The organism is Pseudomonas sp. TE6283 (genome assembly GCF_054060555.1).
On the sequence record NZ_JBSSDH010000008.1, the window covers coordinates 181,243 to 206,754 of the forward strand.

General features: G+C 64.3%; 26 protein-coding genes. 13 read left to right on the top strand and 13 right to left on the bottom strand.

All coding sequences use genetic code 11. The features are described 5' to 3' along the window. The first annotated feature begins 73 nt into the window (after window positions 1-73). Genes ACVWZ5_RS13680 through ACVWZ5_RS13695 form a run of 4 tightly spaced genes read left to right on the top strand, consistent with a single transcriptional unit; the run spans window position 74 to window position 4,243 of the window. Entirely contained in the window at window positions 74-1,123 is a 1,050-nt protein-coding gene (locus tag ACVWZ5_RS13680; RefSeq protein ID WP_062575143.1) for an agmatine deiminase family protein, read from the top strand. After that, the gene (gene aguB / locus ACVWZ5_RS13685) at window positions 1,120-2,016 is read left to right on the top strand and encodes an N-carbamoylputrescine amidase (protein ID WP_084941627.1); all 897 of its coding nucleotides are present in this window, start codon (window positions 1,120-1,122) and stop codon (window positions 2,014-2,016) included. The genes ACVWZ5_RS13680 and aguB overlap by 4 nt, the downstream gene beginning before the upstream one ends. Window positions 2,017-2,019: 3 nt before the next feature. Then, entirely contained in the window at window positions 2,020-3,114 is a 1,095-nt protein-coding gene (locus ACVWZ5_RS13690; RefSeq protein WP_336197417.1) for an extracellular solute-binding protein, read from the top strand. Between the two features lie 4 nt (window positions 3,115-3,118). Then, the gene (locus ACVWZ5_RS13695; RefSeq protein WP_062575146.1) at window positions 3,119-4,243 is read left to right on the top strand and encodes an agmatine deiminase family protein; all 1,125 of its coding nucleotides are present in this window, start codon (window positions 3,119-3,121) and stop codon (window positions 4,241-4,243) included. A gap of 40 nt (window positions 4,244-4,283) precedes the next feature. Here ACVWZ5_RS13695 and ACVWZ5_RS13700 read toward each other — a convergent pair whose 3' ends face one another. Further along, complete coding sequence (locus tag ACVWZ5_RS13700) at window positions 4,284-4,817, bottom strand: cytochrome b/b6 domain-containing protein (protein ID WP_084941621.1); 534 nt, start codon at window positions 4,815-4,817, stop codon at window positions 4,284-4,286. Then, window positions 4,814-5,086, bottom strand: coding sequence for a PepSY domain-containing protein (locus tag ACVWZ5_RS13705; RefSeq protein ID WP_028689862.1), 273 nt, complete (start codon window positions 5,084-5,086; stop codon window positions 4,814-4,816). Before ACVWZ5_RS13705 ends, ACVWZ5_RS13700 begins: the two co-directional genes overlap by 4 nt. A gap of 200 nt (window positions 5,087-5,286) precedes the next feature. Between ACVWZ5_RS13705 and ACVWZ5_RS13710 the strand changes: the two genes are divergently transcribed. After that, complete coding sequence (locus ACVWZ5_RS13710; RefSeq protein WP_280070944.1) at window positions 5,287-6,465, top strand: acetyl-CoA C-acetyltransferase; 1,179 nt, start codon at window positions 5,287-5,289, stop codon at window positions 6,463-6,465. Between the two features lie 126 nt (window positions 6,466-6,591). On the opposite strand, the gene ACVWZ5_RS13715 is transcribed toward ACVWZ5_RS13710, so the two are convergent. Further along, window positions 6,592-7,134, bottom strand: a complete 543-nt coding sequence (locus ACVWZ5_RS13715; RefSeq protein ID WP_062575150.1) for a nucleotidyltransferase family protein — start codon at window positions 7,132-7,134, stop codon at window positions 6,592-6,594. Window position 7,135: 1 nt separating this feature from the next. Further along, complete coding sequence (locus ACVWZ5_RS13720; protein WP_186599384.1) at window positions 7,136-7,843, bottom strand: SDR family NAD(P)-dependent oxidoreductase; 708 nt, start codon at window positions 7,841-7,843, stop codon at window positions 7,136-7,138. A gap of 75 nt (window positions 7,844-7,918) precedes the next feature. Here ACVWZ5_RS13720 and ACVWZ5_RS13725 point away from each other — a divergent pair, with 75 nt between their 5' ends. Further along, complete coding sequence (locus ACVWZ5_RS13725) at window positions 7,919-8,872, top strand: arsenic resistance protein (protein WP_062575152.1); 954 nt, start codon at window positions 7,919-7,921, stop codon at window positions 8,870-8,872. A gap of 33 nt (window positions 8,873-8,905) precedes the next feature. On the opposite strand, the gene ACVWZ5_RS13730 is transcribed toward ACVWZ5_RS13725, so the two are convergent. Further along, window positions 8,906-9,430: a histidine phosphatase family protein gene (locus ACVWZ5_RS13730; RefSeq protein ID WP_062575153.1), complete on the bottom strand. Its 525-nt coding sequence runs from the start codon at window positions 9,428-9,430 to the stop codon at window positions 8,906-8,908. A gap of 75 nt (window positions 9,431-9,505) precedes the next feature. Next, on the bottom strand, window positions 9,506-11,812 hold the full coding sequence (metE, locus tag ACVWZ5_RS13735; protein WP_084941615.1) for a 5-methyltetrahydropteroyltriglutamate--homocysteine S-methyltransferase: 2,307 nt from the start codon (window positions 11,810-11,812) through the stop codon (window positions 9,506-9,508). Between the two features lie 258 nt (window positions 11,813-12,070). On the opposite strand from metE, the gene ACVWZ5_RS13740 reads away from it, so the two are divergent. Beyond that, window positions 12,071-13,615: a methylenetetrahydrofolate reductase C-terminal domain-containing protein gene (locus ACVWZ5_RS13740; protein ID WP_457340676.1), complete on the top strand. Its 1,545-nt coding sequence runs from the start codon at window positions 12,071-12,073 to the stop codon at window positions 13,613-13,615. 15 nt (window positions 13,616-13,630) lie between these two features. Here the strand turns inward: ACVWZ5_RS13740 and ACVWZ5_RS13745 are convergent, their stop codons facing one another. Continuing rightward, window positions 13,631-14,395 carry a carbon-nitrogen hydrolase family protein gene (locus ACVWZ5_RS13745; RefSeq protein ID WP_457340677.1) on the bottom strand — a complete coding sequence of 255 codons (765 nt, stop codon included), beginning with the start codon at window positions 14,393-14,395 and terminating at the stop codon, window positions 13,631-13,633. A 199-nt stretch (window positions 14,396-14,594) separates the two neighbouring features. Here ACVWZ5_RS13745 and ACVWZ5_RS13750 point away from each other — a divergent pair, with 199 nt between their 5' ends. The 4 genes from ACVWZ5_RS13750 (at window position 14,595) to ACVWZ5_RS13765 (ending at window position 18,474) form a co-directional block, all read left to right on the top strand. Then, a complete protein-coding gene (locus ACVWZ5_RS13750) occupies window positions 14,595-15,635 on the top strand; it encodes a DMT family transporter (RefSeq protein ID WP_457340678.1) in 1,041 nt (346 codons plus the stop codon). Between the two features lie 160 nt (window positions 15,636-15,795). Next, on the top strand, window positions 15,796-16,815 hold the full coding sequence (locus ACVWZ5_RS13755; protein ID WP_258800487.1) for a hypothetical protein: 1,020 nt from the start codon (window positions 15,796-15,798) through the stop codon (window positions 16,813-16,815). After that, a complete protein-coding gene (locus ACVWZ5_RS13760) occupies window positions 16,794-17,573 on the top strand; it encodes a hypothetical protein (RefSeq protein ID WP_062575159.1) in 780 nt (259 codons plus the stop codon). Before ACVWZ5_RS13755 ends, ACVWZ5_RS13760 begins: the two co-directional genes overlap by 22 nt. A 118-nt stretch (window positions 17,574-17,691) precedes the next feature. Then, a complete protein-coding gene (locus tag ACVWZ5_RS13765) occupies window positions 17,692-18,474 on the top strand; it encodes a hypothetical protein (RefSeq protein WP_062575160.1) in 783 nt (260 codons plus the stop codon). Between the two features lie 122 nt (window positions 18,475-18,596). On the opposite strand, the gene ACVWZ5_RS13770 is transcribed toward ACVWZ5_RS13765, so the two are convergent. Further along, window positions 18,597-19,082: a PIN domain-containing protein gene (locus tag ACVWZ5_RS13770; protein ID WP_028689872.1), complete on the bottom strand. Its 486-nt coding sequence runs from the start codon at window positions 19,080-19,082 to the stop codon at window positions 18,597-18,599. After that, window positions 19,063-20,130: a helix-turn-helix domain-containing protein gene (locus ACVWZ5_RS13775; RefSeq protein WP_062575161.1), complete on the bottom strand. Its 1,068-nt coding sequence runs from the start codon at window positions 20,128-20,130 to the stop codon at window positions 19,063-19,065. Before ACVWZ5_RS13775 ends, ACVWZ5_RS13770 begins: the two co-directional genes overlap by 20 nt. Before the next feature lie 203 nt (window positions 20,131-20,333). Between ACVWZ5_RS13775 and ACVWZ5_RS13780 the strand changes: the two genes are divergently transcribed. After that, on the top strand, window positions 20,334-20,930 hold the full coding sequence (locus tag ACVWZ5_RS13780) for a transglycosylase SLT domain-containing protein (protein ID WP_186735384.1): 597 nt from the start codon (window positions 20,334-20,336) through the stop codon (window positions 20,928-20,930). 128 nt (window positions 20,931-21,058) lie between these two features. On the opposite strand, the gene ACVWZ5_RS13785 is transcribed toward ACVWZ5_RS13780, so the two are convergent. The 3 genes from ACVWZ5_RS13785 to ACVWZ5_RS13795 form a co-directional block, all read right to left on the bottom strand. Further along, window positions 21,059-22,072: an alpha/beta hydrolase gene (locus ACVWZ5_RS13785; RefSeq protein ID WP_301143068.1), complete on the bottom strand. Its 1,014-nt coding sequence runs from the start codon at window positions 22,070-22,072 to the stop codon at window positions 21,059-21,061. Window positions 22,073-22,111: 39 nt separating this feature from the next. Then, window positions 22,112-22,498 carry a helix-turn-helix domain-containing protein gene (locus ACVWZ5_RS13790; RefSeq protein WP_258800491.1) on the bottom strand — a complete coding sequence of 129 codons (387 nt, stop codon included), beginning with the start codon at window positions 22,496-22,498 and terminating at the stop codon, window positions 22,112-22,114. Window positions 22,499-22,661: 163 nt separating this feature from the next. After that, window positions 22,662-23,345, bottom strand: a complete 684-nt coding sequence (locus ACVWZ5_RS13795; protein WP_028689876.1) for a hydrolase — start codon at window positions 23,343-23,345, stop codon at window positions 22,662-22,664. Between the two features lie 259 nt (window positions 23,346-23,604). Between ACVWZ5_RS13795 and ACVWZ5_RS13800 the strand changes: the two genes are divergently transcribed. Next, the gene (locus ACVWZ5_RS13800) at window positions 23,605-24,066 is read left to right on the top strand and encodes a Rid family hydrolase (protein ID WP_457340679.1); all 462 of its coding nucleotides are present in this window, start codon (window positions 23,605-23,607) and stop codon (window positions 24,064-24,066) included. A gap of 19 nt (window positions 24,067-24,085) precedes the next feature. Here the strand turns inward: ACVWZ5_RS13800 and ACVWZ5_RS13805 are convergent, their stop codons facing one another. Then, window positions 24,086-25,054: a LysR family transcriptional regulator gene (locus tag ACVWZ5_RS13805; RefSeq protein WP_062575165.1), complete on the bottom strand. Its 969-nt coding sequence runs from the start codon at window positions 25,052-25,054 to the stop codon at window positions 24,086-24,088. Window positions 25,055-25,512: the final 458 nt, after the last annotated feature.

Genomic DNA, 25,512 nt, shown 5'->3' on the forward strand with positions numbered 1-25,512 from the left:
GCCATAACATGGGCAGCAACACCCGCGACGGCGGGCTTCGTTGATAAAAATCCCTTATAGATCGGAGTTCACTATGACCCTGTCCCGCGACAGCGGCTGGCGCATGCCTGCCGAATGGGCCCGCCACGCCGCCACCTGGATGATCTGGCCACACAACAAGCCACTGTGGGAGGCGGGCTGGGGCGTGACCCTGGCCGACGTGCAGCGCGACTATGCCCGCGTGGCCGCCGCCATCGCCCGCTTCGAGCCAGTGAAGATGGTGGTCGATCCCTCGGCCATGGCCATTGCCGGCGAACTGTGCGGCCCCGGCATCGAGCTGGTCGAACTGGCCGTGGACGACAGCTGGTGCCGCGACAGCGGTCCGACCTTCCTCATCCACCCGCAGCAGGGCGTGGCCGGCCTGAGCTGGCGCTTCAACGCCTGGGGCGACAAGTCCGAGCACGGCAAGGACCGCAGCCTGGCCCGACGCATCCTCGATCATCTCGGCCTCGAAGGGCTGAGCACCCCGCTGTGCAACGAAGGCGGCGCCATCCATGTGGACGGCGAAGGCACGCTGATCACCACCGAGTCGGTGCTGCTCAACCCCAACCGCAACCCGGGCCTGAGCAAGGCTGACTTCGAGGACTGCTTCGCCCGCCTGCTGGGCATCCGCAAGACCATCTGGCTGCCGGGTGACCCGCAGTACGTCACCGGCGACATGACCGACGGCCATGTCGATGGCGTGTGCGCCTTCGCCCGCCCCGGCGTGCTGCTGGTGGACGCCACCCACGACCACGACTCGGTGTACGCCGAGGTGGCCCGCGAGAACCGCCGCGCCCTGGAGTTGGCCACCGACGCCCAAGGCCGCTCGTTCGAGCTGCTCGACCTGTACGAAGCCACGGCGGCCGTGGATACCGAGGCCGAGGTGTTCTGCGCTTCGTACACCAACTTCTACCTGGCCAACGGCGCGGTGATCATGCCGGCCTACGGCATCGACGCCGACCAGGCCGCCGCCCGGCAGCTGGCCCTGGCCTTCCCCGGCCGCGAGGTCGTGCCGGTGCGCATCGACCATATCGCCCACGGCGGCGGCGGCATCCACTGCATCACCCAGCAGCAGCCGGCCTGGCAGGGAGCGCGCCCATGAGCACCTTGCGCATCGCCACCACGCAGATGGCCTGCAGCTGGGACCTGGCCGCCAACCTCGAGCGCGCCGAGCAGCTGGTGCGCCAGGCCGCCGCCCAGGGCGCCCAGGTGATCCTGCTGCAGGAGCTGTTCGCCACCCCGTACTTCTGCATCGAGCAGTGCCACAGCCACCAGGCCCTGGCCCAGGACTACCACGACAGCCCGCTGCTCAAGCGCTTCGCCGCCCTGGCCAAGGAACTGGGCGTGGTGCTGCCGCTGAGCTGGTACGAGCGCGCCGGCAACGCCTTCTTCAACTCGCTGACCGTGGCCGACGCCGACGGCCGCCTGCTGGGGGTGTACCGCAAGACCCACATCCCCAACGCCATCGGCTACCAGGAAAAGGAATACTTCAGCCCCGGCGATACCGGTTTCAAGGTCTGGGACACCGCCTTCGGCCGCCTGGGCATCGGTATCTGCTGGGACCAGTGGTTCCCCGAGACCGCGCGCTGCCTGGCGCTGATGGGCGCCGAGGTGCTGCTGTTCCCCACCGCCATCGGCTCGGAGCCGGGCGCCGCCGAACTGGACTCGCGTGACCATTGGCAGATGGCCATGCGCGGCCACGCCGCCGCCAACCTGCTGCCGGTGGTGGCCGCCAACCGCGTCGGTCACGAGATGGCGCGCAGCGACGACAACCTGTCGATGCGCTTCTACGGCTCCTCGTTCATCTGCGACCACAAGGGCGCGATGCTGCAAGAGGCCGACCGCGACAGCAGCGGCGTCTGGCTGCACGACCTGGACCTGGAACGCATGCGCGAGGACCGCCTGAGCTGGGGCATCTACCGCGACCGTCGCCCCAGCATGTACGCGCCGTTGCTCAGCCTGGACGGCCGCACCCCACAGACCGCGAGGGCCTGAACCATGCCAAGCCGCCCATCGAAACTGCTCGCCATCGCCGCCCTGGTGGCCTGCGCCGGCGTCGCCCAGGCCGAGCAGGATGCCCTGCGCCTGTACAACTGGGCCGATTATTTTGCCGAGGACACCCTCAAGCGCTTCACCGCCGAAACCGGCATCCCGGTGATCTACGACGTCATGGACGGCAGCGAAGTGCTCGAGGCCAAGCTGATGTCCGGTCGCAGCGGCTACGACCTGGTGTTCCCCGGCGACACCGTGGCCGAGCGGCTGATGCGCGCCGGCAGCCTGCAGGCGCTTGACCGCAAGCAACTGACCGCGCTCGACGATATCGAGCCCGGCCTGCGCCAGCTGCACGACCGCTACCCCAAGGCCAGCCAGGCCACCGTGCCCTACACCTGGGGCACCATCGGCCTGACCATGGATGCGGCGAAGATCCGCGAGCGCATGCCCGACGCCCCGCTGGACAGCCTCGACCTGCTGTTCAAGCCGGAGCTGGCGGCCAAGTTCGCCGACTGCGGCATCTCGATGATCGACTCGCCCGACGAAGTGCTGGCCGTGGTCCTCCACTACCTCGGTCGCGAACCACGCAGCGCCAAGCGCGAAGACCTGGCCGCCGCCAGCGAACTGCTCAAGGGCATTCGCCCCTATGTGCGCAAGCTGCAGTCGCAGCCGGTCACCGAGCTGGTCAACGGCAATACCTGCCTGTCGCTGGGCTACAGCGGCGACGTGATCCAGGCCCAGCGCACCGCCGAGGCCGCGGGCAAGACCCTCGACTTCCAGTACCGCGTGCCCCGCGAAGGCACCACGGTGTGGATGGACACCATGGCCATCCCTGCCGACGCCAAGCACCCGGAATACGCCTATCGTTTCATCAACTTCGTCATGCGCCCGGAGAACATGGCCGCGATCAGCAACTTCACCGGCTACCCCACCGCCAGCGCCAAGGCCCGCCCCCTGGTGGATGCGCGCCTGCGTGACAACCCCGACATCTACCTCAGCGATGCCACCTACACCCGGCTGATTCCGGGCAAGGACATCCCCCAGGCCGACATGCGTGCACGCATGCGCGTCTGGACCCGCTTCAAGACTGCACAGGACTGACCCCATGCCTACTCGCCGCACCTTCCTCCAACAGATGAGCGTCGTCGCCGGCCTCGGCGCCGCCGCCAGCCTCGGCCTGCCCTTCGGCGGCACCCGCGCCCGCGCCGCCGAGTCGGGCCGCTGGTTCATGCCCGACGAGGGTGAAAAACACCAGCGCGCCTATATCGCCTTCGGCGCCCAGGACGCCATCTGGGAAGACTTCACCGAAGACGTCCAGGCCGCGCTAGGGCGCATCGCCCGGGCCATCGCCGCGTTCCAGCCGGTGACGGTGTTCTGCCGCGCCAGCGAGCGCGACATCGCCGAGGAAGAGTGCGGCAGCCACAACATCACCTATGTCGAGACTGAACTGGACGACATCTGGATGCGCGACATCGGCGCCAACTTCGTGCTCGACGACGACGGCGTGCTGGGCGCGGTGGACTTCAACTTCAACGGCTGGGGCGGCAAGCAGCAGCACCGCTACGACGCCAAGCTGGCGGCCCGCGTCGCCAGGCTGGCTGGCGCCCAGTACCAGCAGAGCGAACTGGTGGGCGAAGGCGGCGGTATCGAGGTGGACGGCCATGGCACCGGCATCATGACCGAGAGCAGCTGGATCAACAGCAACCGCAACCCCGGCTGGAGCAAGGCCCAGGTCGAGGCCGAACTGAAGGAGCGGCTGGGGCTGCGCAAGATCATCTGGCTGCCGGGCATCAAGGGCAAGGACATCACCGATGCCCATGTGGACTTCTACGCGCGCTTCGCGGCGCCCGGCGTGGTAGTGGCGAACCTGGACAACGATCCAGACTCGTACGATCACGAAGTGACCCTCGAGCACCTGGAAATCCTGCGCAATGCCACCGATGCCGATGGCCGCAAGCTGGAGATCCACACGATGTCACCGCCACTGAAGCCTCGGCGCAGCAAGTTCAGCGAGGACAACCCGGACTTCGCGGCGGGGTACATCAACTACTTCGTCATCAATGGCGCGGTGATCGCGCCGCAGTTTGGTGATCGCAGTGCCGACGAGAAGGCGCGGGCATTGCTGGTGAAGCTGTATCCGGGGCGCAAGGTGGTGCAACTGGATATCGATGCGATCGCGGCGGGTGGCGGCGGGATTCACTGCGTGACCAACCAGTGCCCGGCGGTGTAGCCACGATTGCCGGCGAAAGGGCCGCAAAGCGGCCCCACTTTCACCGGTCCTCGGTCGACTTGCGCCGCCCCGTCACCATCGACCACGGCAGGTTCTCACGCAGGCGCACGCTCTCCACCAGCGCCGCCAGCAGGTGCACGCAAACCAGCGCCAGCAGGCCATCGGCCAACCAGCTGTGCAGCGTTTCCAGCCACTCGGCGCCCCACAACGCATCCACCTCCAGCATCATCCAGCCGGTCAGGCCCAGGCTGGCGATGCCCGTCATCATCAGCACCATCACCAGCGCGCCGATCGGCGTGTGGCCCATGCGGTGGCAAGGCTCGCCACGCCACAACGCGCGTCCATGGGTTCGTAACCTTTCCAGGGTCGGCCAGAAATCCGCCCAACGTGCACTGCGGGGCCCGACGAAACCCCAGGCGCAGCGCACGGCCAGGCAGCCGCACGCGTAGTAACCCAGCCATTGGTGCCAGTCGTCACCGGCCTCGTTGAAGAAGTAGTTGGCGAGGAACACCGCGGCGAACGACCAGTGGCACACCCGCAGCAGCGGGTCCCACAGCCGCACGCCGGCGGTCATTTATGGATCTCGGTCTTGACCGCGTTGCCGCTGACCGGATCGTGGTAGATCTCGACCTTGCGGCCATCCTTGTCGAAGCCGTAGATCTCGTAGCAGTTGCCCTTGGTCACCTTGAACTTGTTGATCTTGTAGCCCTCGTCCTTGAGCTTGGCTTGGAACTGCTCGGCGTCCTGCCAGGTACCCTTGTCAGCCGTGGTGCATTTGGGCTCGGCGGCGAAAGCGGCGGCGCTACCCAGCAACAGGGTGATCGCGATAAGTGAACGGCGCATTGGGAAACTCCTGCTTGTTGATGGAAGCCTCATTCTGCCCAGCGAAGCTGAAGCCAAGCTTAGTTTCATCCGAACGGCGGTACAGAATTGCATGCGCCATTCATTTGAATTTCGGATCAATGGCAAAGAAAAACAAACTTCTCAAATAAGCCTCGGGCGCGGATGCTGTCAGGATCACGCCCGCATCCCGGAGAACAACAATGAACGAAGTCGTCATCGTCGCCGCCACCCGCACTGCCATCGGCAGTTTCCAGGGGGCCCTGGCCAATGTGTCCGCCGTGGAGCTGGGCGCCGCCGTGATCCGCCAGCTGCTGGCCCAGACCCAGCTCGACCCGGCCCAGGTCGACGAAGTGATTCTCGGCCAGGTGCTCACCGCCGGCGCCGGCCAGAACCCCGCCCGCCAGGCCGCGGTCAAGGCCGGCCTGCCCTTCGAGGTCCCTGCCCTGACCCTGAACAAGGTCTGCGGCTCGGGCCTGAAAGCCCTGCACCTGGCCGCCCAGGCCATCCGCTGTGGCGACGCCGAGGTGGTGATCGCCGGCGGCCAGGAGAGCATGAGCCTGGCGCCCTACGTGATGCCTTCGGCGCGCACCGGCCAGCGCATGGGCCACGGCCAACTGATCGACAGCATGATCAGCGATGGCCTGTGGGACGCCTTCAACGACTACCACATGGGCATCACCGCCGAGAACCTGGTGGACAAGTACGCCCTCACCCGTGAACAACAGGACGCCTTCGCCGCCGAGTCGCAGCGCAAGGCCGTGGCCGCCATCGAGGCCGGGCGCTTCAAGGACGAAATCACCCCCATCCACATCCCGCAGAAGAAAGGCGAGCCGCTGGTGTTCGACACCGACGAACAGCCACGCCCCGGCACCACTGCCGAGTCGCTGGGCAAGCTGCGCGCCGCGTTCAAGAAAGATGGCAGCGTCACTGCCGGCAATGCCTCCAGCCTCAACGACGGTGCCGCCGCCGTGCTGTTGATGAGCGCCAGCAAGGCCAAGGCCCTGGGCCTGCCGGTACTGGCGAAGATCGCCGCCTACGCCAGCGCCGGCGTAGACCCTGCGATCATGGGCATCGGCCCGGTATCGGCGACCCAACGCTGCCTGGACAAGGCCGGCTGGCAGTTGGCCGATCTGGACCTGATCGAGGCCAACGAAGCCTTTGCCGCCCAGGCGCTGGCCGTGGGCAAGCAGCTGGAATGGGATGCCTCCAAGGTCAACGTCAATGGCGGCGCGATCGCCCTGGGTCACCCGATCGGCGCCTCGGGCTGCCGGGTGCTGGTGACCCTGCTGCACGAGATGATCAAGCGTGATGCGAAGAAAGGCCTGGCGACGCTGTGCATCGGCGGTGGCCAGGGCGTGGCGCTGGCGATCGAGCGTTAATCTTCGTTGCCTGAACCGGCCTATCGCCGGCAAGCCGGCTCCCACCCCGACCGCGTTACCTCAAGCCATACGCGGTCCCTGTGGGAGCCGGCTTGCCGGCGATAGGGTCCGTGGCGACAACACCGCTCAGCCAGCCAAACGCAGCTTCGGCCACTTCGCCAACCAGCCCTTCTCCCGCTCCCGCTGCAGCATCACCTCGGCCTTGCCAGGTGTCGCGCGCACCACCAGCGCGAACAGATCCTCCAACCCCAACGGCGCCAGTACCTCGCACCGGTCATCCTGCGTGCGCCGCACCGCCACCGCAGTGGCGGTCTCGGCCCAGTAACACATGGCATCACGGGTCGACGCATAAGGCGCCTGGCCGTGACGCAGGTGCATACGCGCCTGGTTCTTCACCGACCACAGCACCTCCGGCGCCCAGGCCTGCAACCGAGCTTCCAGCCGCACATCCTCGGCCGAATCGCAGCGCTCCCGGTCAAACCACAGCACGTCCACATCCCCTTGCGGCGCGGTCATAGCCCGTCCATGCAGATGGTCCCACACGGCATTGCGCACGAAACCCGCGCCAATCCACGCATCCGGCAAGCCAAGGTCACGCACCAGCGCCAGCAGACGCCAGCGCACAGGGTCGTCGTGGATCAGGGTCTGGATCTGTTGTTCGAAGCGCATCTCAGAAGCGCTCGTCCCGCAGCGCGGGCAAGGTGATATCCCGCACGTAACTGGCCGACGACAGGCTCAGCATCATCCGGCACACCTGCACCACGTCGTGCAGTGGAATCAGCGTTCCCTCGCCGCGTTGCTCGGCCTCGGCCAGCGGTACATCCAATCCATCCTCGGTGTTCAGGTAGCCAAGGTTCAGGCAACTCACGCCCAGGCCCTGATCGCGGAAGCCTTCACGCAGTGTCTCGGCGATGCCGCGCAGGCCGAACTTGCTGGCGCCGAAAGTCACCTCGGGGCGGCCACTGCCCGGCAGGCCGGAGGTGGAGCCGGTCAGGATGATGCGTGGCCGCTCACTCCTGAGCAGCACCGGCAGCAAGCGCCGGATCAGCAGCAGCGGCGCGGTGATGTTGGTGTCGACCATGCGCTCGATCTGCGCTTCGTCATCGTCGAGAAAGCTGTAGTTCTCCTCGAAGGCCCGGGCTTCCCAAATGCCGACGTTGTACACCAGCACGTCCAGCCCACCATCGGCCACCGCCTCATGGATGATCGCCGCGGCCTGGCGCGGCTGGCCGAGGTCGGCCTCGATCCAGTGCGCCGTGCCCGGCAGTGACGCCGGCCTGCTGCGCGACACACCGATCAGCGTATCGCCATGCCCACCCAGGCCCTGCACCAGCACCTGCCCCAATCCCTTGCTCGCACCGACCACCAGAATTCGCATCGAATCACTCCCTATGGACTGCGCCAGATAGTACCCTGCCCAACCCAGCAAATCAGTCGGAAATAACCGTAAGCCGTGGACAGAGATCAACTCGAACGCAATCAGATCCCCCTCTACTTCATTGCCGTGGCGCTGGCCGCCGCCATCGGCCTGTTCACACCGGGCGTCGCTCGCCCGCTGGAGGCGCTGGTAACACCGGCCATCGCGGTGCTGATGTACGCGATGTTCCTGCAGATCCCCTTCCTCGACCTGCGCGCCGGCCTGGGCAACCGGCGTTTCATGGGCGCGCTGCTGCTGGCCAACTTCGTGCTGGTGCCGCTGCTGGTGTGGGCCGGTACCCGTGGGCTGGTCGAGCATCCCGCCGTGCTGGTCGGAGCCTTGCTGGTACTGCTGACGCCGTGCATCGACTACGTGGTGGTGTTCACCCATATCGGTAAAGGCGACTCGCGCCTGACCCTGGCGGCGACGCCTGTGCTGTTGCTGGTGCAACTGGCGCTGTTGCCGCTGTACCTGGCATTGATGCTCGGTGGCGGCCAGGTCGAGATTTCCGTCGCGCCCTTCTTCGAGGCGTTCGTGCTGTTGATCGTACTGCCGCTGTTGCTCGCGGTTGCCACCAGTGCCGGGGCGCGGCGCTCGGTACTGGTCGCCAGGTGGAACGATGCCTGGGCCTGGCTGCCGGTGCCGGCCATGGCCCTGGTGCTTGTCGCGGTGATCGGCTCGCAGATCGGCGTGGTGGCCAGCCAGTTGGACAACCTGCTGCCGGTGGTGCCGGTGTATGTCGGTTTTGCCCTGCTGGCGCCACTGCTTGGCTGGTTCGCGGCGCGGCTGTTTACGTTGTCCACAGGGGAAGCGCGGGCCGTGACCTTCAGCGCCGCCACGCGTAATTCGCTGGTGGTGCTGCCGTTGGCGTTGGCGCTGCCAGAGTCGATCCGGGCGTTGGCGGCGGCGGCTGTGATTACCCAGACGCTGGTGGAGTTGGTGAGTGAGTTGATCTATGTGCGGGCCGTGCCGGCGTTGGTGCGAGGCTAGGCGGCCCCGGCGATAGCGGCCAATGCACAGCCGTCAGCCCAACTGCAGCCGCCATTGCCCGTAATGGCTCAAGCACACGCGGGCCAGGGGCGGCACATCAATCCGGTGAAACGACTCGAAAGGCGCGCCCAACGCATGCAGCATCGCGGCGCGAATGACGAAGGGATGGGTGATCGCAATCCACTCGCCCGGCGCCAGCGCTGTATCCATCCAGGTCGCGACACGCTCACACAGCATGGCGATGGATTCACCGCCGTGAGGGGTAGCCTGGGGATCGGAAAGCCAGACCCGCAGGGTGGCTTCGTCCAGATGCTTGAGCGGGATGCCTTTCCAGTTGCCGAGGTCGCAGTCGCGCAGGCCTTCGTCGACAGTCGCGTTCAGGCCCTCGCCAGTCTGGCGGGTACGCAACTCAGGTGCCATGAGATAGCGAGCGGTTGTGGGCAGATCAACCGAAAGCGACGACGGATCACGCAACGGCTCGTCGTCCACGGCGAAACGCCCCACCCGTTGCGCCTCGGTGCGGGCGTGGCAGATCAGGGTGAGGTGGGTGGGTTTCATGGTTGGGTGTTCTGCTCGGACTCGAAAGCACGATGTTGCCTGAATGATCCCGGGGCTGCTATGCAGCCCCGACGGTCACCGAACCATGGCGCGCAACTCCCGGGCAGCGGCCACCATATTCACCAACGCCGCCTCAGTCTCCGGCCAGGCACGGGTCTTCAACCCACAGTCCGGGTTGACCCACAGCCGCTCCGCCGGAATCCGCCGGGCAGCCTTGCGCAGCAAGTTGACCATCTCTTCCTTGCTCGGCACCCGTGGCGAGTGGATGTCGTACACCCCCGGGCCGATCTCGTTCGGGTAGTCGAAGCGCTCGAACGCCTCCAGCAATTCCATGTCCGAACGCGAGGTCTCGATGGTGATCACATCGGCATCCATCGCCGCGATCGACTCGATTACGTCGTTGAACTCGCTGTAGCACATGTGGGTGTGGATCTGTGTTTCGTCACGCACGCCAGAGGCGCACAGGCGGAACGCCTCGGTGGCCCACTCCAGGTAACGCGGCCAGGCACTGCGACGCAGCGGCAGGCCTTCGCGGAAGGCGGCCTCGTCGATCTGCACGATCTTGATGCCCGCCGCCTCCAGGTCCACCACCTCGTCGCGGATCGCCAGCGCCAGCTGGCGCGCCTGGACCTCGCGGCTCACGTCCTCGCGCGGGAATGACCACGTCAGCATGGTCACCGGGCCCGTCAGCATGCCCTTCATCACCTTGCGGGTCAGGCCTTGGGCGTACTTGATCCAGTCCACGGTCATGGCCTTCGGGCGGCTCAGGTCACCGAAGATCACCGCCGGCTTCACGCAGCGCGAACCGTAGCTCTGCACCCAACCGAAGCGGGTGAACACATAACCGTCCAGTTGCTCGGCGAAGTACTCGACCATGTCGTTGCGCTCGGCCTCGCCGTGCACCAGCACATCCAGCCCCAGGTTTTCCTGGATCTGCACCGCGTGGCGAATTTCGCTGTGCATGGCCTCGACGTAATCGGCCTCGGTCAGCTTGCCCTGCTTGAACGACTGACGCGCCAGACGGATCGCCGAGGTTTGCGGGAACGAACCAATGGTGGTGGTCGGAAACGCCGGCAGGTCCAGCCCGGCACGCTGCTTGGCGATCCGCTGCTCGAAAGCCGAGGCTCGCTGGCTGTCGGCTGGCTTGATCGCGGCGACACGGGCCTGCACCGCTGGCTTGTGAATCCGTGGCGAGGCGACGCGACTGTGTTGCACGGCGCGGCTCTGCGCCAGCGCCTCGACAACCTCGGCAGCCTCGGGCTGGTTGAGCGCCTTGGCCAGCAGCGCCACTTCCTGGCACTTCTGCACGGCGAAGGCCAGCCAGCTCTTCAGTTCGTCATCGAGCTGGTCTTCACGCTCCAGGTCCACCGGGCTGTGCAGCAGCGAGCACGACGGCGCCACCCACAGGCGATCGCCCAGGCGTTCATGGGCATGGCGCAGCACCTCCAGTGCCTTTTCCAGGTCGCAGCGCCAGACGTTGCGGCCGTTGACCACGCCCAGCGACAGCACCTTGTAGGCCGGCAGGCGGTCGAGGATGGTCGGGTATTGGTCCGGGGCGCGCACCAGGTCGATGTGCAGGCCATCGACCGGCAGATTGGCGGCCAGGCCCAGGTTGTCTTCCAGGCCGCCGAAGTAGGTGGCGATCAGCTTTTTCAGCGGGGCGCGCTGGAGGATGTTGTAGACGCGCTCGTAGGCGTTCTTCCAATCCTGCGGCAGGTCGAGGGCGAGGATCGGCTCGTCGATCTGCACCCACTCCACGCCCTGCACGGCCAGGCGGTTGAGGATATGGTCGTACAGCGGCAACAGGCGGTCGAGCAGCTCCAGCTTGTCGAAGTCAGCGCCCTTGGTCTTGCCCAGCCACAGGTAGGTCAGCGGGCCGATCAGCACCGGCTTGACCGCGTGGCCCAGGGCCTTGGCCTCCTCGACCTCTTCGAACAGCTGCTCCCAGCTCAGGGTGAACTGTTGGTCGGCGGTGAATTCGGGGACCAGGTAGTGGTAGTTGGTGTCGAACCACTTGGTCATTTCCTGAGCGTGGGCGCCGCCGCAGCAGTTGTCGCTGCCCTTTGTTCCTACGGCACCACGAGCCATGGCGAACAGGGTCTGCAGGGTCGGCTTGGCACCGTCCTTGGCACGGAAGCGCTCGGGGATCACACCGAAGGTCAGCGAATGGGTCAGCACCTGGTCGTACCAGGCGAAGTCGCCCACCGGCAGCAGCTCGATGCCGGCGGCCTTCTGCACCTGCCAGTGCGCGGCGCGCAGGCCACGGCCCACGGCACGCAGGGAGGCTTCGTCCAGCTCGCCCTTCCAGAAGGCTTCCTGGGCTTTCTTCAGCTCGCGGTCGCGGCCAATGCGCGGGAACCCCAGGTTGTGTGCCAGTGCCATGTTGTCGTCCCTCGAACCTTAAAATGAATGAGGGCATTTTGGGCGCGGGGCTAAGGTGAGACAAACTCATTAAATTTGAGATGAACTCAAGATTTGTTCATGATGACTGGCAGAGATGATGCCCCCTGTGGGAGCGGCGTCGCCTGGCAGAACCTTGTGAATGTCTTAACCAGCACAGTACTCCGCGCAACTAGACATGCCTCCACCGCCAATATGCGCAAAACTGCCACCCTGCCCCAACCCGGTAGCCCGTACCCCATGAGCCTGCTGAAAACGACCCTGGACGCCAACGCCTTCGCCTGCATCCTGGAATTCGTCCCCAAGCCCGGCGCCGAGCGTTTCGCCACCCTCGAAACCCTCATGGCCCGCACCCGGCTGTGTGGTTGGCCGCTGACCGTGGCCATCGGCGACCGCGTCAGCAGCGCCCTGGACATGTCGCCGCTGGAGGCCTTCAGCAGCCTCGCGAACCCCGTCCCCGCCCTGCTGCACTTCTCCGGCAAGGACCGCGAACGCCGCGACCTGCTGGCCCAGTTGCAACGCATGGACGCCGCCGGCCTCGACCAGCTTCTGCTGCTGACCGGCGACCGCCTGCCCGGCCACACCCCCGGCGAACGCCCGGTACGCTATCTGGAATCCGTCGCCGCCCTGCAGATCGTCCGCCAGGCCCGGCCACACTGGCTGCTGGCCGCCGCGCTCAACCCGTTCAAGTACCAGGAAGCCGAAGGCGGCGCGCAGTACTGCAAGGCCGAAAAGAAACTCGCCGCCGGCGCCGACCTGTTCATCCTGCAGCTCGGTTTCGACATCGACAAACACCAGGAAGCCTTCGACTGGATGCAACGCCAGCCCCGGCCGAAACCACTGATGGCTTGCATCATGGCGCTGACCGAAGGCCGCGCGGGGATGCTCGATCACGTTGCCGGGGTGACTGTCACGCCGTCGATGCGCGCGCTGCTGGCCGCCGAAACGGCGGTGTCCAAGGCCTACGCCAGGGAACGCGCCAACCATCGCCTGGCCTTGCAGGTGATCGGCCTGAAGTTGATGGGCTATGCCGGCGTGCACCTGTCCGGTATCCACGAGGTGGCGCAGTTCGAGGCACTTGAGCAGGCCATCGGCGCGCTGCAACCGCAGTTCACCTCACTGCAGGACTGGACCCCGGCCTGGGAAGCGGCATGGCAGGAAGCGGACCTAGCGCCGGTCACCTTCCATCCACCGGGACACGCCTGGCGCCTCGGACAACGGCAGATCACCGCGTCCAACAAGGAAAAGGCCCGCTATCACCTGCTCTCGGCGATGCACCATCAGCTGTTCAGCCGCACCACGGCCTTGAGCAAGGGCTTCGGCTGGGCCGTGACCCGGTCGCTGTGGGCCAACCCCACGGCGGCGCAGTGGCTGCATCGGCTGGAGCGACGCATCAAACGCCCGCTGGTGGGGTGCGATACCTGCGGCAGTTGCCGGCTGGAGGACACCCTCTACATCTGCCCCGAGACCTGTCCCAAAGGCCTGGCGAACGGGCCATGCGGCGGCACGAGCCTGGACCGTTGCGAGTTTGGCGACCGGGAGTGCGTGCACAGTGCCAAATATCGGCTGGCGGTGAGCGTGGGCCGGACCGAGGTGTTGCGCGAGCGGTTGATTCCTTGCGTGCAGGTGGAGAGCCGGCATCGCAGTTCGTGGCCGGTGTGGTTCGAGCCTGCGCCACTTGCCATTGCCGAGCCCACACCGATGAGCGCCGACGACCTGCTTGCCAAAACACGGGAGCGCCTGGCTGCGCCACAACGAGTGAAAGTCTCACTGGACGACCTGTAGCCAGGCAAGAGCGGATCAGCCTGCGTGCTGAGCCAGTGAAACCTCCACTCCCTGCCACTCCCCAGCCTGACCGGAAACAACCAACAGCCGATTCCCGGTAGCTGAAGCAGTCACGACACACCGCCCCTGCTCGTCCCAGAACGCGCTGCGCCCAGCCGCCGCCCAGCCACCCGTGGTGCCGCCATGGTTGGCCATAAGCACGGCCATGGCATGCCGCTGTGCATAACCCTGCAGCAACACGCTATCCGCCGGATACCCACCCTCCCCGATCAGCACACCTGTCGCATACACCTGCGCGCCGCGCTGCGCCGCCTGGGCGGCATGCTGCGGATGGCTGAAATCGGCGCACACCGACAAGGCCACGGACAGCCCGGAAACGGACAACAACTCACCGCCGTTTCCCGCACTGAAGAACACGTCCTCGCCGGTATGCAGGTGCTGCTTGGTATAGGCCGCAATCGAGCCATCCGGGTGGAGAATGCAGGCCGCAATTCGCGGCTTGTCCTGGCCCGGTACCTTGAGCGGCATCCCGACCACCGTGGTCATGCCCGCTTCCTGGGCAAGCTGGCGCAGTGGCGCCAGCAGCGGCGTGTCCAGGTCCTGCGCCAGGCCACTGGCCAACGCGGGGGCATAGCCCGTTAGCGACAGTTCGGGGAAGAGCAACAGGTCCACGCCATGCCCATGGGCCTGGCGCATGAACGCCAGGTGCAAGGCCAGGTTGGCGGGGAGGTCGCCATCACCAATGGCGCATTGGGCGGCGGCAAAAACGGCTGGTGGCATGGGCGTCTCCTGACAAGGTAAGTGGACTCTGCTCGGCTACCACCCAGAAGACAACTGTTACATCGACGATAGGATCAACGTGGGAGCGGGCTTGCCCCGCGATGGCTCTTCCACTGGCCCCACAGCGTGGCTCCAGCCCTTGTGCGGAAAAGCTATGATGCTCTCCTGCACGCAATCAGCCTGACAGGGCGGCCTCATCATGAATCTGAGTGTTCTCTACGCACTGGTTGCAGCCGCACTGTTTGGCGCAAGCACACCGCTCGCCAAACTGTTGGGTGTCGATACCCCGCCCATCCTGTTGGCCGGGCTGCTCTACCTGGGCAGCGGCGTCGGCCTGACCCTCGTCCGTCTGTCGCGCGATCGCGGTTGGCAGCGGCCCGGGCTGCCTGCCGGAGAATGGCCCTGGTTGCTAGGTGCGATCTTCTTTGGCGGCGTGCTTGCGCCTGTGGCGCTGATGTTCGGGCTCACTCGCACAGCGGGGGCCACTGCATCGTTGATGCTCAATCTCGAGTCGGTTCTTACGGCAGTGCTGGCGTGGGTGGTATTCAAGGAAAACGCCGACCGCCGGATCGTGATCGGCATGGTTGCCATCGTCCTGGGCGGTATCGTGCTGTCATGGCCGCAGGAGACCACGACCGCCCATGGCTGGATCGGCCCGCTGGCGGTGGCATTCGCCTGCCTTTGCTGGGCGATCGACAACAACCTGACCCGCAAGGTCTCCGCCTCCGACGCGCTGTTCATCGCCGGCAGCAAAGGCCTGGCGGCGGGCGTGGTCAATGGCGGCCTGGCCTTGGCCATCGGCTCGAAACTGCCGGCCCTGGGCACGCTGGGGGCGATCCTGCTGGTTGGGTTTCTCGGCTATGGCGTCAGCCTGGTGCTGTTCGTCCTGGCCCTTCGCGGGTTGGGGAGCGCACGCACCGGGGCGTACTTTTCCACGGCGCCCTTCCTGGGTGCGGCTGTCGCGATCCTGATGCTGGGTGAGTCGATGTCCGTGACGTTCCTGCTCGCCGCGGCGTTGATGGCCTTGGGTGTGTGGATTCACCTGATGGAGAATCATGTTCACGAACACCAGCATGAGCCCCTCGATCATAACCACCGGCATACGCACGACGAGCACCATCAGCATGAGCATGACTTCGAGTGGGACGGCACCGAGCCGCACAGCCACCCGCATGTGCATGCGCCGACTCGACATAGCCATGCGCATTTTCCGGATGTTCATCATCGGCATAGGCACTGAGCCAGCCAGGGTAAGGGGACTGTTTTTTCTCATCCGTCAGCGGTAGAGAACTTCGTCCCGCTTTCCGTTCTATGAATCATCACCTGTTAACCATATTTTTGATTTGTTAACCACTCAGGTTTACAGTGCAAAACATGACTTAACACGGCCCCCCCTCGACATGGCTAACCCACACAAGGAAACCCAGCGCTACCTTGAGTCCGTCCTCGGTGTACCCACTCACCTGAAACCGGTATCCCCCAGGCTCCCCTACCATCTTCTGGACGCCTACACGTGCTTCGAACTCACCCTCCAGTTCAAGCCGGCGCCGCTGGTGGTGTTGCTGCTCTTACCCTGCAATCCAACCTACCCAGGCGCAGTTACCCTTACCAAACACATCGCCCAGATAAGCCAAGCTACCCACGCCACACCCGTTTACGTCTGCCCTGCTTTGTCCGCTGCCGACCGCCGCAGCCTGATCAGCCACCAGCTCAATTTCATCCAGCCTGGCTATCAACTATTCATCCCCGAACTGGCCATGGACCTGCGCGAACGTGTTCGCCAACGCCGCGTGCAGACAGCCATCACCGCACTGCTCCCCGCTGCCCAGGCCATGTTGCTGGCCCGCCTCTATCGAGGAGGGATCAACGACACGCCATTCCCGGCCAGCGCACTCCTGGGTGACCTGAACTACAGCCGCGTGACCCTCTCGAAGGTCGTGGAGCAACTGCTTCAGGCAGGCCTGCTGATCGCCAGCCAACCCAAAGGCGCGGTGCAGGCCTATGCCTTCAGCGCCAGCGCGCCCGAGCTGTTCAAACAGGCTCGGCCTTACCTACGCTCCCCGGTGAAACGCAAAGTCGCAATTTCCGCTGAACCAGCTCTCGGCCATGGTGTTTTCCTGGCCGGTGAAACAGCCCTGGCCAGCCAAACGCTCCTGGCCGCACCCGCGCAGCCCGTCTACGGCATGGCCAAGCGGCGTTTTGATGCGCTGCTTGCCGATGGCTCGCTGCACCTCAGCCAATCGGTGGACGACACCCGGGCGTGGGTGGAAATCTGGGCCTACGACACCCTCGATACATCCGGCAACCGTGCCGATGCAGCTTCCCTGTTCCTGAGCCTGGACAATGGCCAGGACGAGCGCATCCAGATGGCGCTCGATGAACTGAGGGAGCGGGTGGAATGGTTGGGGTCAGGGGACTAACGCTTTTCGGGCAGCACTTCAGCCGCTATCGCGATCAGTACGTGCTGATTGGCGGAGTGGCATCATCACTTGTGATGGACGAGGCCGGTGTCTCATTCAGGACCACCAAAGACCTCGATATCGTTCTGGTCATCGAAGCGCTGGACAGCCAGTTCGTCGCCGCGTTCTGGGCATTCGTCCACAGCGGTGGCTACCAGATCCGCCAAGCCAGCACCGCACGCCCGGTGTTCTATCGGTTCCAGAACCCCACGGACGACACCTACCCCGCGCAGCTCGAACTGTTCTCGCGAACGCCAGATGAGCTCGACCACCCCGAGCACGCCACACTGACTCCAATCCCCACCGACGAATCCGTCTCAAGCCTCTCGGCAATCCTGCTCGATAAAGGCTATTACGCCTTTCTGCTCGAAGGTCGCCGGCAGAGCGACACGCTTTCGTACATTGGCGCAGACCGCCTGATTCCTTTCAAGGCCAAGGCTTGGCTGGACCTCTCGGCGCGCAAGTCTGCGGGGGAGCAGGTCGACTCCCGAAACATTCGTAAGCACCGCAATGACATTGTGATGCTGACAGGGCTATTGACGGGTGAGGTGGTGAGTTTGCCAACAGGGATTGCCAACGACATGACCCGATTTCTGAGGTGCTTGGCTGAGGAAGAGTTGAACTTGAAAGCCATGGGCTTGAGGGGCTCTCGGGAATCGATCATTGAACGCCTGGCTATAGCGTTTGGTATCGCTCCACCCGTCCACCACCGGTACTGACACCTTGCCCACCACATCCAGCATCCCGCCCCCGGCTCGAACCCTGCCTTTTGCCCAAGGTATACTCCCGCCCCGTCGCGCCCAGAGTGGCGCGTAGCCTTCATGCGCAGGATGCCCTATGTCAGTTCAGCAACACGTTGCCGCCGCCGATACCACCTTCACTGCCGCGCTCGAGCCGCTCAACCATGCCCTTGAGCAGGTACGCCAGGCCGAAGTCCGGCTGCTGCAGCGCAGACGCCAGGTCACCCTGGCATTCATGTGCGTCCAGGCCGCCTACTGCGGCTACCTGATGCTCAAGTGGATCTGGCAGGGCCATTACATCGGTGGGCCAATCTATGCCGTGTTGATCTGGGGCCTGCTGTGGCTGCTGTATTACCCGGTGTCTGTGCTGTGGTACCCGCGCCAGCGCGCACTGGACAAGGCCTGTCGCGCGCTCGATGCGGCGCGGATGGAAGAAGGCAAGGCGTTCCTGGCCAGCAAGGCCTTGGGCGCGTATCGCTGGGTCTACCGTGGCGGGCGCATGCTGGCGGTGTTCCCCGACAGCCACATGCTGTATGTGCTGGCCCCAGAGGTTGGCGAGCGCCACGCGCTGATGGACGCACCACAGGTGGTCAAGCAAGTGCGCGTGGACGAACAGGCCGTCACCCGCAGCACCACCCAGACCACCACCAAGCACGGCTGGCGCAACGTCTACGCGTTCAACAATCAGTTCGGCATGATCGGCGGCGGCAAGTCCCGCTCCACCTCGACCACCACCCACGACACCGTGCGCACCTTCACCCTGCACGTGCAATTGCAGAGCGCCGGCCAGCATCCCTACTGGATTCAACTGCCCTTCGCCGATGACTGGCAGGAAGCCCGCAACTGGCAATTGCTGATCGAGCAGGCAACCGCCCGCTAACGGCCTTGCATCGCCCACCTGTAGGAGCGGCCTTGTGTCGCGAAAGGGCCGCAAAGCGGCCCCGGCGATCCAGCGACAAGCCAACAGCCACTATATGAAGTAGCTCCAGGTTGAACAGCCCGCTATCGATAGAACTCATCCAGCCGCTGATGGGCGACCGCCCAGGGCAGCCGCCGTGCATTCGCCCGCATCCTGAGGTAGGCCTCATGGGCCTGCTCGACCGTGATCACCTCGCTTCGCACAAGCTCCTCGACTACCCAGAGCGTGCCCTTCACCTCAACCTCTTCCAGCAAAGCCGCTTTGCGCAACGCCTCGTCCCCGGATAGCAACGGACATTTTTCCTGCCTGGCCAGCGCCAACGCGAAGCAATCGTTACGGCTAGGCCCCCTGACCCGGCCAACCAACTCCACGGCATAGAGCATGGTGGCAGGGTTGAGCTCAGCCACCTCGAGCCCCAGGCCCAGCAGATGCGCATGCTGGGCTTCAAGCTCATCGAAATAGAGGATATCCGGCACAGTGAACTGGTAAGGCAGCGTGAAGAGTTGACCCAGCAGCTCTCCCTCTTCAAGGTCGATCAGGATGTTGGCATCACTGATGAGCAGCTGCATCCAGTAACTCCAGTTTGCGCGCCTGGTGGAACTGATAGACCGTCATGCCCAGCAGCTCCGCCGCCTTGGACTCACCGATAATCCCCTCCCCCAGCGCGCGGTAGACCAGTTGCTGGAACAGCCGTGTGGTTTCCTGCCGGTACGCAGCCCCTGGCTCCTGTTTGCGCCAGCCCTGTTTGACGAACACCATGAACAGCCGCTCGCGCACAGCGTGCGGGATAATCTCCAGGTCCCCGGCGCGGTACAGGCAACCCTGCATGCTGAGGCCAAATTCCGCCTTGAGCAGATACAACTCGCGCACCTCCAGCATGTGGCGTTTGTGGCCCAGATGCTGCCGCATTGCGCTGGCCGGCACCAGCAATGCCGAGGCAAAACGGTTACAGGCCTTTTCCTCGTCCAGCCCTTCGGCCAACCGACCATGCATCAGCAAGTGACCAAGTTCGTGGGCCAAGGTGAACCGCTGCCGGTCACCCGGCCAGTCGGCCGATACCACGATGACCGGCTGCCCCGCCACGCTGGCCTGCAAGCCATCGAACTTCGCCTGCGCATCGACCTGGGTGATGATCACCAGAATCCCATGCGTCTCCAGCACGTCGATCAAATCGGGAATCGGGCTCGCCCCCAGGCCCCACAGCTGCCGCACCTGGTCCGCCAGGTTGTCGACCGCCTGCAGCGAATCCAACTGCGCGGGCAGCCCTGCCGGCCCGCTGAACGCCTGCACGGGATAATCCGGCCATAGATTGATCAGCTCCTGCCAACGCTCCGCCTGATCCAGCACATCGGCCTCGATGCGCTTGAGGATCGCCTTGGGCGTGCTGCAACGCTTGCGATACTCGACACCCGCCAGCTCGACCGTGGCAGGGCGGAAAAAGTACTCGGCGCGCACCGACAGCGCCTTGCACAAACGCACGAGCACGCCGGAACTGGGCATGCTCTGGTCATGTTCATACTTCTTGACCATGTTGGCGCTCACGCCCACCTGATCACCTAGCGCCTGCATCGACAGGCCAGCAGCAGCGCGGGCACGTTTGAGCCGCTCGCCGATCATCGGCTATCTCCCTCGGTTTACGAATCTATAAAATTACCAAGAAATATAAACCCGATATTCCTACCCGTCGATACATGGGCGACGACCGTCCTGCCGTGTCCGGCTCGGCATCGCGCAACCGGCCGCTGATTCATATGTCTCGCCAAAGCAGGTATAAAGCGCCAGCAACCCGCGCCCCCGACGTCTGCCAAAGGAAACTCTCCATGCTTCGGCTCTTGATGCCAGCCCTGCTCCTGCTCCTTGCCGGCTGCGCCACCAAGCCCCCGGCCAACCCCGACAACCTCTGCGAGATCTTCCGCGAGAAGCCGAAATGGCACGAGGCGGCGCTGAAGATGCAGGCGCGCTGGGGTGCGCCGGTGCAGGTGCCGATGGCGATGATGTACCAGGAGTCCTCGTTCAAGCACGACGCCCTGCCGCCGCGCTACTACTTCCTCGGTTTCATCCCCTGGGGCCGGGTCAGCAGCGCCTACGGCTACGCCCAGGCCAAGGACGAGACCTGGGCCGACTACAAGCGCGATGCCGGCGGCTGGGGCGCCGCCCGCGACGACTTCGCCGACGCGATCGACTTCATGGGCTGGTACATGCAGAAGAGCCAGCAGGTCAACGGCGTGTCCAAGTGGGACGCCTATGGCCAGTACCTGAATTACCACGAAGGCTGGGGCGGCTACCGCAACCGCAGCTACGACGCCAAGCCGTGGCTGAAGAACGTCTCGCAGAAGGTCCAGGCCCGGGCTTCGGTGTTCGGGGCGCAGTATCGGAGTTGCGAGCAGGAGCTCGCGCGGGGTGGGTGGTTCTGGTAGGGCCGACTGGCGATACGTTGCCGATCGCTACCGCTAAACCAGAAACGAAAAAGCCCGCTGTCTGGCGGGTTTTTCGTTTCCCGCATTGATCGCCCGCTCATGGCATCCACTTGCGGGCTTGGGTGGGCTCACTTCAAATGCACTTTCAGCGCCTCGCCAGCCTGCAGCATCGCAGAACGTACCGCCGGCACCTGGCTGACCACGTTCAGCAAGCCATAGTCATGGATCATGCCGTTGTAGCGCACCGCCGTGACCGGCACGCCGGCTTGGTCCAGCTTGCGAGCATAGGCTTCGCCTTCATCACGCAGCACATCGGCACTCGCGGTCTGCACCAACGCTGGCGGCAGGCCTTGCAACTGCTCGGTGGTCGCGCGCAGCGGCGAGGCGTAGATCTCGGCACGTTGCTTGGGGTCGGTGGTGTAGTTGTCCCAGAACCACTTCATCATGTTGCGGGTGAGGAAGTGCCCCTCGGCGTACTGGTTGTACGACGCGGTCTCGAAGTTGGCGTCGGTCACCGGCCACAGCAGCACCTGGTACTTGATGGCCGGGGTGCCTTTGTCCTTGGCCATCAGGCTGACCACCGCCGCCATGTTGCCGCCGACGCTGTTGCCCGCGACCGCCAGGCGCTTGCCGTCGACATTGATGTCCTTGCCGTGCTCGGCCACCCATCGGGTTGCCGCGTAGGCCTGGTTGATCGCCGTCGGGTAGTGCGCCTCAGGGGACGGGGTGTAGTTGACGAACACCGCCACCGCCCCGGACCCGACGACCAGGTCGCGCACCAGGCGCTCATGGGTCGGGAAGTCGCCGAGCACCCAACCGCCGCCGTGGAAGTACATGAACACCGGCAAGGTCCCCTTCACACCCGCCGGGCGCACGATGGTCAAGCGGATGGCCTGACCATCGACGGTGATGGTCTTCTCGCTGACATCCGCCTTGGGCAGTGTCAGTTTCACCCCAGCCTGGGCGCCGCTCAGCACCGCGCGGGCATCCTTCGGCGAAAGCTGCTCGATGGGTTTGCCACCGCCCGCGTTCAAGGCATCGAGGAATGCCTGGGTGTTGTGCTCGACGCCAGCGTCGGCGAATGCGTTACCGATCGACAAGGCAAGCAGCGAGCCCGCGAGTGTTTTGGTCAAAACGTTCAATTCATTTCCCCTGTTTCTGTTGAGACGGTAGTCAGATGGTCACGTGCAGACGGCTTGTTGCTGCCAAGCCTTCGGTGTCATGCCTTCAGCCTTCACGAAGGTGCGGCAGAAGTGCGATTGATCGCAGAAGCCGCATTCCAGTGCGATCTCTGCGAGCAACATCGTGGAAGTCTTCAATAGCTCCCTGCTCTTCATCACCCGCTGTTCACGCAGCCATTGCTGCGGGGACATCCGGGTACTTTCCTTGAACATGCGTGAGAAGTGGCTGCGCGACAATGCGCACGCTTGGGCGATTTCAGTCACTGACAGGCAGGTATCCAGCCTCTCCAGCATCAGCTGTTTGGCCGTTCTCAACTGCCAGGATTTGAGCTGCCCTGTCGAAGCCAGTGTCAGCGTCGCCAGCACGGTAGAGTTGTCCTTGTTCATACACACCCATCAATCCAGGTAGCAGGATGCGAGCGCCTGACGCGAACAGCGCTGGGCGCTGGAAACCCCAGAGGTTCCAGGCCAGGCTCGTTGATTCGGATCAGCCGACTGCGCACCCTTCGCACGTCAGTGAACAGCCCCCAGGACAGGGGCTGGCAAAGGCTCAGACAGCAGCGACAGGCGCCAGGGTGGGGCCATGCTGAACGCGCTCAGGCGCCTTGTGCACCATGGTGTAGGCGTAGTCGACGCCCATGCCATAGGCACCGGAATGTTCCTTGACCAGCTCCATCACGGCGTCGTAGGTGTCGCGGTTCTTCCAATCCCGCTGCCATTCCAGCAGTACCTGCTGCCAGGTCACCGGCACCACGCCGGCCTGGATCATGCGCTGCATGGCGTAATCGTGGGCTTCCTTGGTGGTGCCGCCGGAGGCGTCGGCGACCATGTAGATTTCATAGCCGGCATCGTTCATTGCCGACAGGGCGAAGGTGGCGTTGCAGACCTCGGTCCACAGGCCGGAGACGATGATCTTGTTGCGGCCATTGCGCTTGAGGGCGTCGCGCACCTTCTGGTCATCCCAGGAGTTCATCGAGGTGCGCTCCAGCAGCGGCGCGTCGGGGAACACCGCGAGCAGCTCGGGGTAGGTGTGGCCCGAGAAGCTTTGCGTCTCGACCGTGGTGAAGGTGGTGGGGATATTGAAAATCTTCGCGGCCTTGGCCAGGCCAACGGTGTTGTTCTTCAGTGTTTGCCGGTCGATGCTCTGAACGCCGAAGGCCATCTGCGGCTGCTGGTCGATGAAGATCAGTTGGCTGTTGAACGGGGTCAGGACTTCAGTCTTAGGATTGCTCATTGTTGTTTCCTTTCAATTTGATGAAGTTCGATCGCACCCGTTTCGGGGCCCGCACGTTGCGGGCATTGCCGTAGTCACGAGTACGCACCTCAGCGTCGTTGCTTGAGGACGAGCAAAAGATAACGAAACAAAGCGCCTCTCGGTGGCGCACTTTTGCGCCTCTACCGGCTCATTTTTGCGCCATTGAATACGCGACCGCGCTGCTAGCATTCGCCGTTCCATTCGGATCAAGCCGGTCCGTCATGTGCAGGAGAATGCAATGGCAGCTTCACAACCGTTCAACAAGCAGACCGCCTACTGGGGCGTTTCCTGGGAGGAGGCGTATGGCTATCCGCAGGCACGGCGGGTAGGCAACGAGATCTACGTATCAGGCCAGTTCAACCATGACGAGGCCGGTAATCTGCTGGCCCCGGCGCCGCTGAACTCCGACGGCAAGCCCAGTGACTTTTCGTCGATGGGCGAGCAGATGCAGGTCGCCTACGACAACATCTCAAAGCTGCTCGCCTTGTATGGCGCGACGCTGCAAGACGTTGTCGAGGAAACGCTTTATGTACTGGACATGGACGCCGCCTTCGCGGTGGTCGGCAAAGTGCGCAAGGCGGCCTATGGCACTGAGCGGCCTCAGTGCGCGAGCAATATCATTGGGGTGTCGCGGCTTGCCCAGCGCCCGCAATTGATCGAGATCGCCTGCAAGGCCGTGATTGGCGCCCGGGAAATCTAAGCTGCACTCCCGGTTGCGATCAGCTGACCGGGAGTACCGACTGCCCCTCGACCAAGGGCTTTTGACTGGCCACGGCAGCGGCGCAGAAGGTCATGAATGCCTTGACGCGCCACGACTTGCGAATGTCCTGGTGCGTCAGCAGCCACAATTCGTCCTGAAGCTCTGGCACCACCGGGCCTGCGCGTACCAACCCCGGGGTGATGTCGCCCAGCATGCAGGGCAGGAATCCATACCCCAGGCCCGCCGCGATGGCGACGCTTGCGGCTGCAACGGAATCGGTGCGGTAGGCAATGCGTTCAGCGGCGACCCTGCTTTCGACATAGCTTGTCGCCCGCAAACCGCAGAGCGCCGCCGAGTAGGACACCCATGCCTGCCCCTCTGCGAACAGGGGCTCGGCGGTCACCTGCTTGGCGCTGCAGTAAGGTGCCCAGGCAATGTTCGCCAGTTTTCGGCCCACCAGGCTCTCCGCAGGTTTTCTCGTCGCCCGAATGGCGATATCCGATTCATCCCGGGCGAGGCTGAGGGTTTCATTGCCCACCAGCACCTCGAGGCTGATCCCCTCGTTCAGGGCCTTGAAGTCCGCGATGATGGGGGTGAAGAAGTACAGCAGCAGCGAGTCGCTGGTGGTGATGCGAAGTTTCCCCAAGGGGCCTTGGCCTGAACGTGAAACACGCCGCGTGACGCTGACGATATCCAGCTCCACGCGCTCGGCGAGTGCTCGCAATTCCGCGCCCTCGGCGGTGAGCAGATAGCCTGACTTGCGGTGGTCGAACAGCGCGATGCCGAGCGTTCGCTCGACCTGGGCAACCCGGCGCGAAACGGTGGAGACATTGATGCCAAGCTTCTTGGCCGTCGCCGCACGATTGCCGCAATCACTGAGCGTCTTGATGATGCGCAAGTCGTCCCACGAGAGCTGATTGACAGCCTCGGCGACGTCCCACTTCGGCCCATCAGCGGCAGTTGGCGCTTTTCCAGTTGGCGATTTCACACAGTTCGTTCCGGATGCGAAGGCGCTGATGATACGAGATGGGGGTGGGTGAAGCAGCCATATTGTTCTAGCGATGGTTGAAAACGGGACGGTGCAAGTGGCGCTCGATCAGATCCAGCAGCGACCATGCTCAGTCACTCATTATCCTTGCTCAATCCAGCAATTGATGGCTATGCACAAAGCCCTGCCTGATCTGGTCGGTCGCTCCGCAGGCGGCTATTTGTTTTCGAAGGGGAGCACGGTGTAAAACACTATTCCTCACCGGCAGGGAATAGCCAATGGCAATCAAAATCGTCCCGTGTGTCGCAACAATACTGACATCCTTGCTGATGTCAGGGTGTGTTAAGCAGCACGCCAAGTGGCATGAGCTGGCCCTGAGCTCCGTGCTCCCATTCCCGTACGTCTCGGTTACGCTCCACTCGAAACCCGGGCCTAACCACCAGTTCATTCCAAGGCCT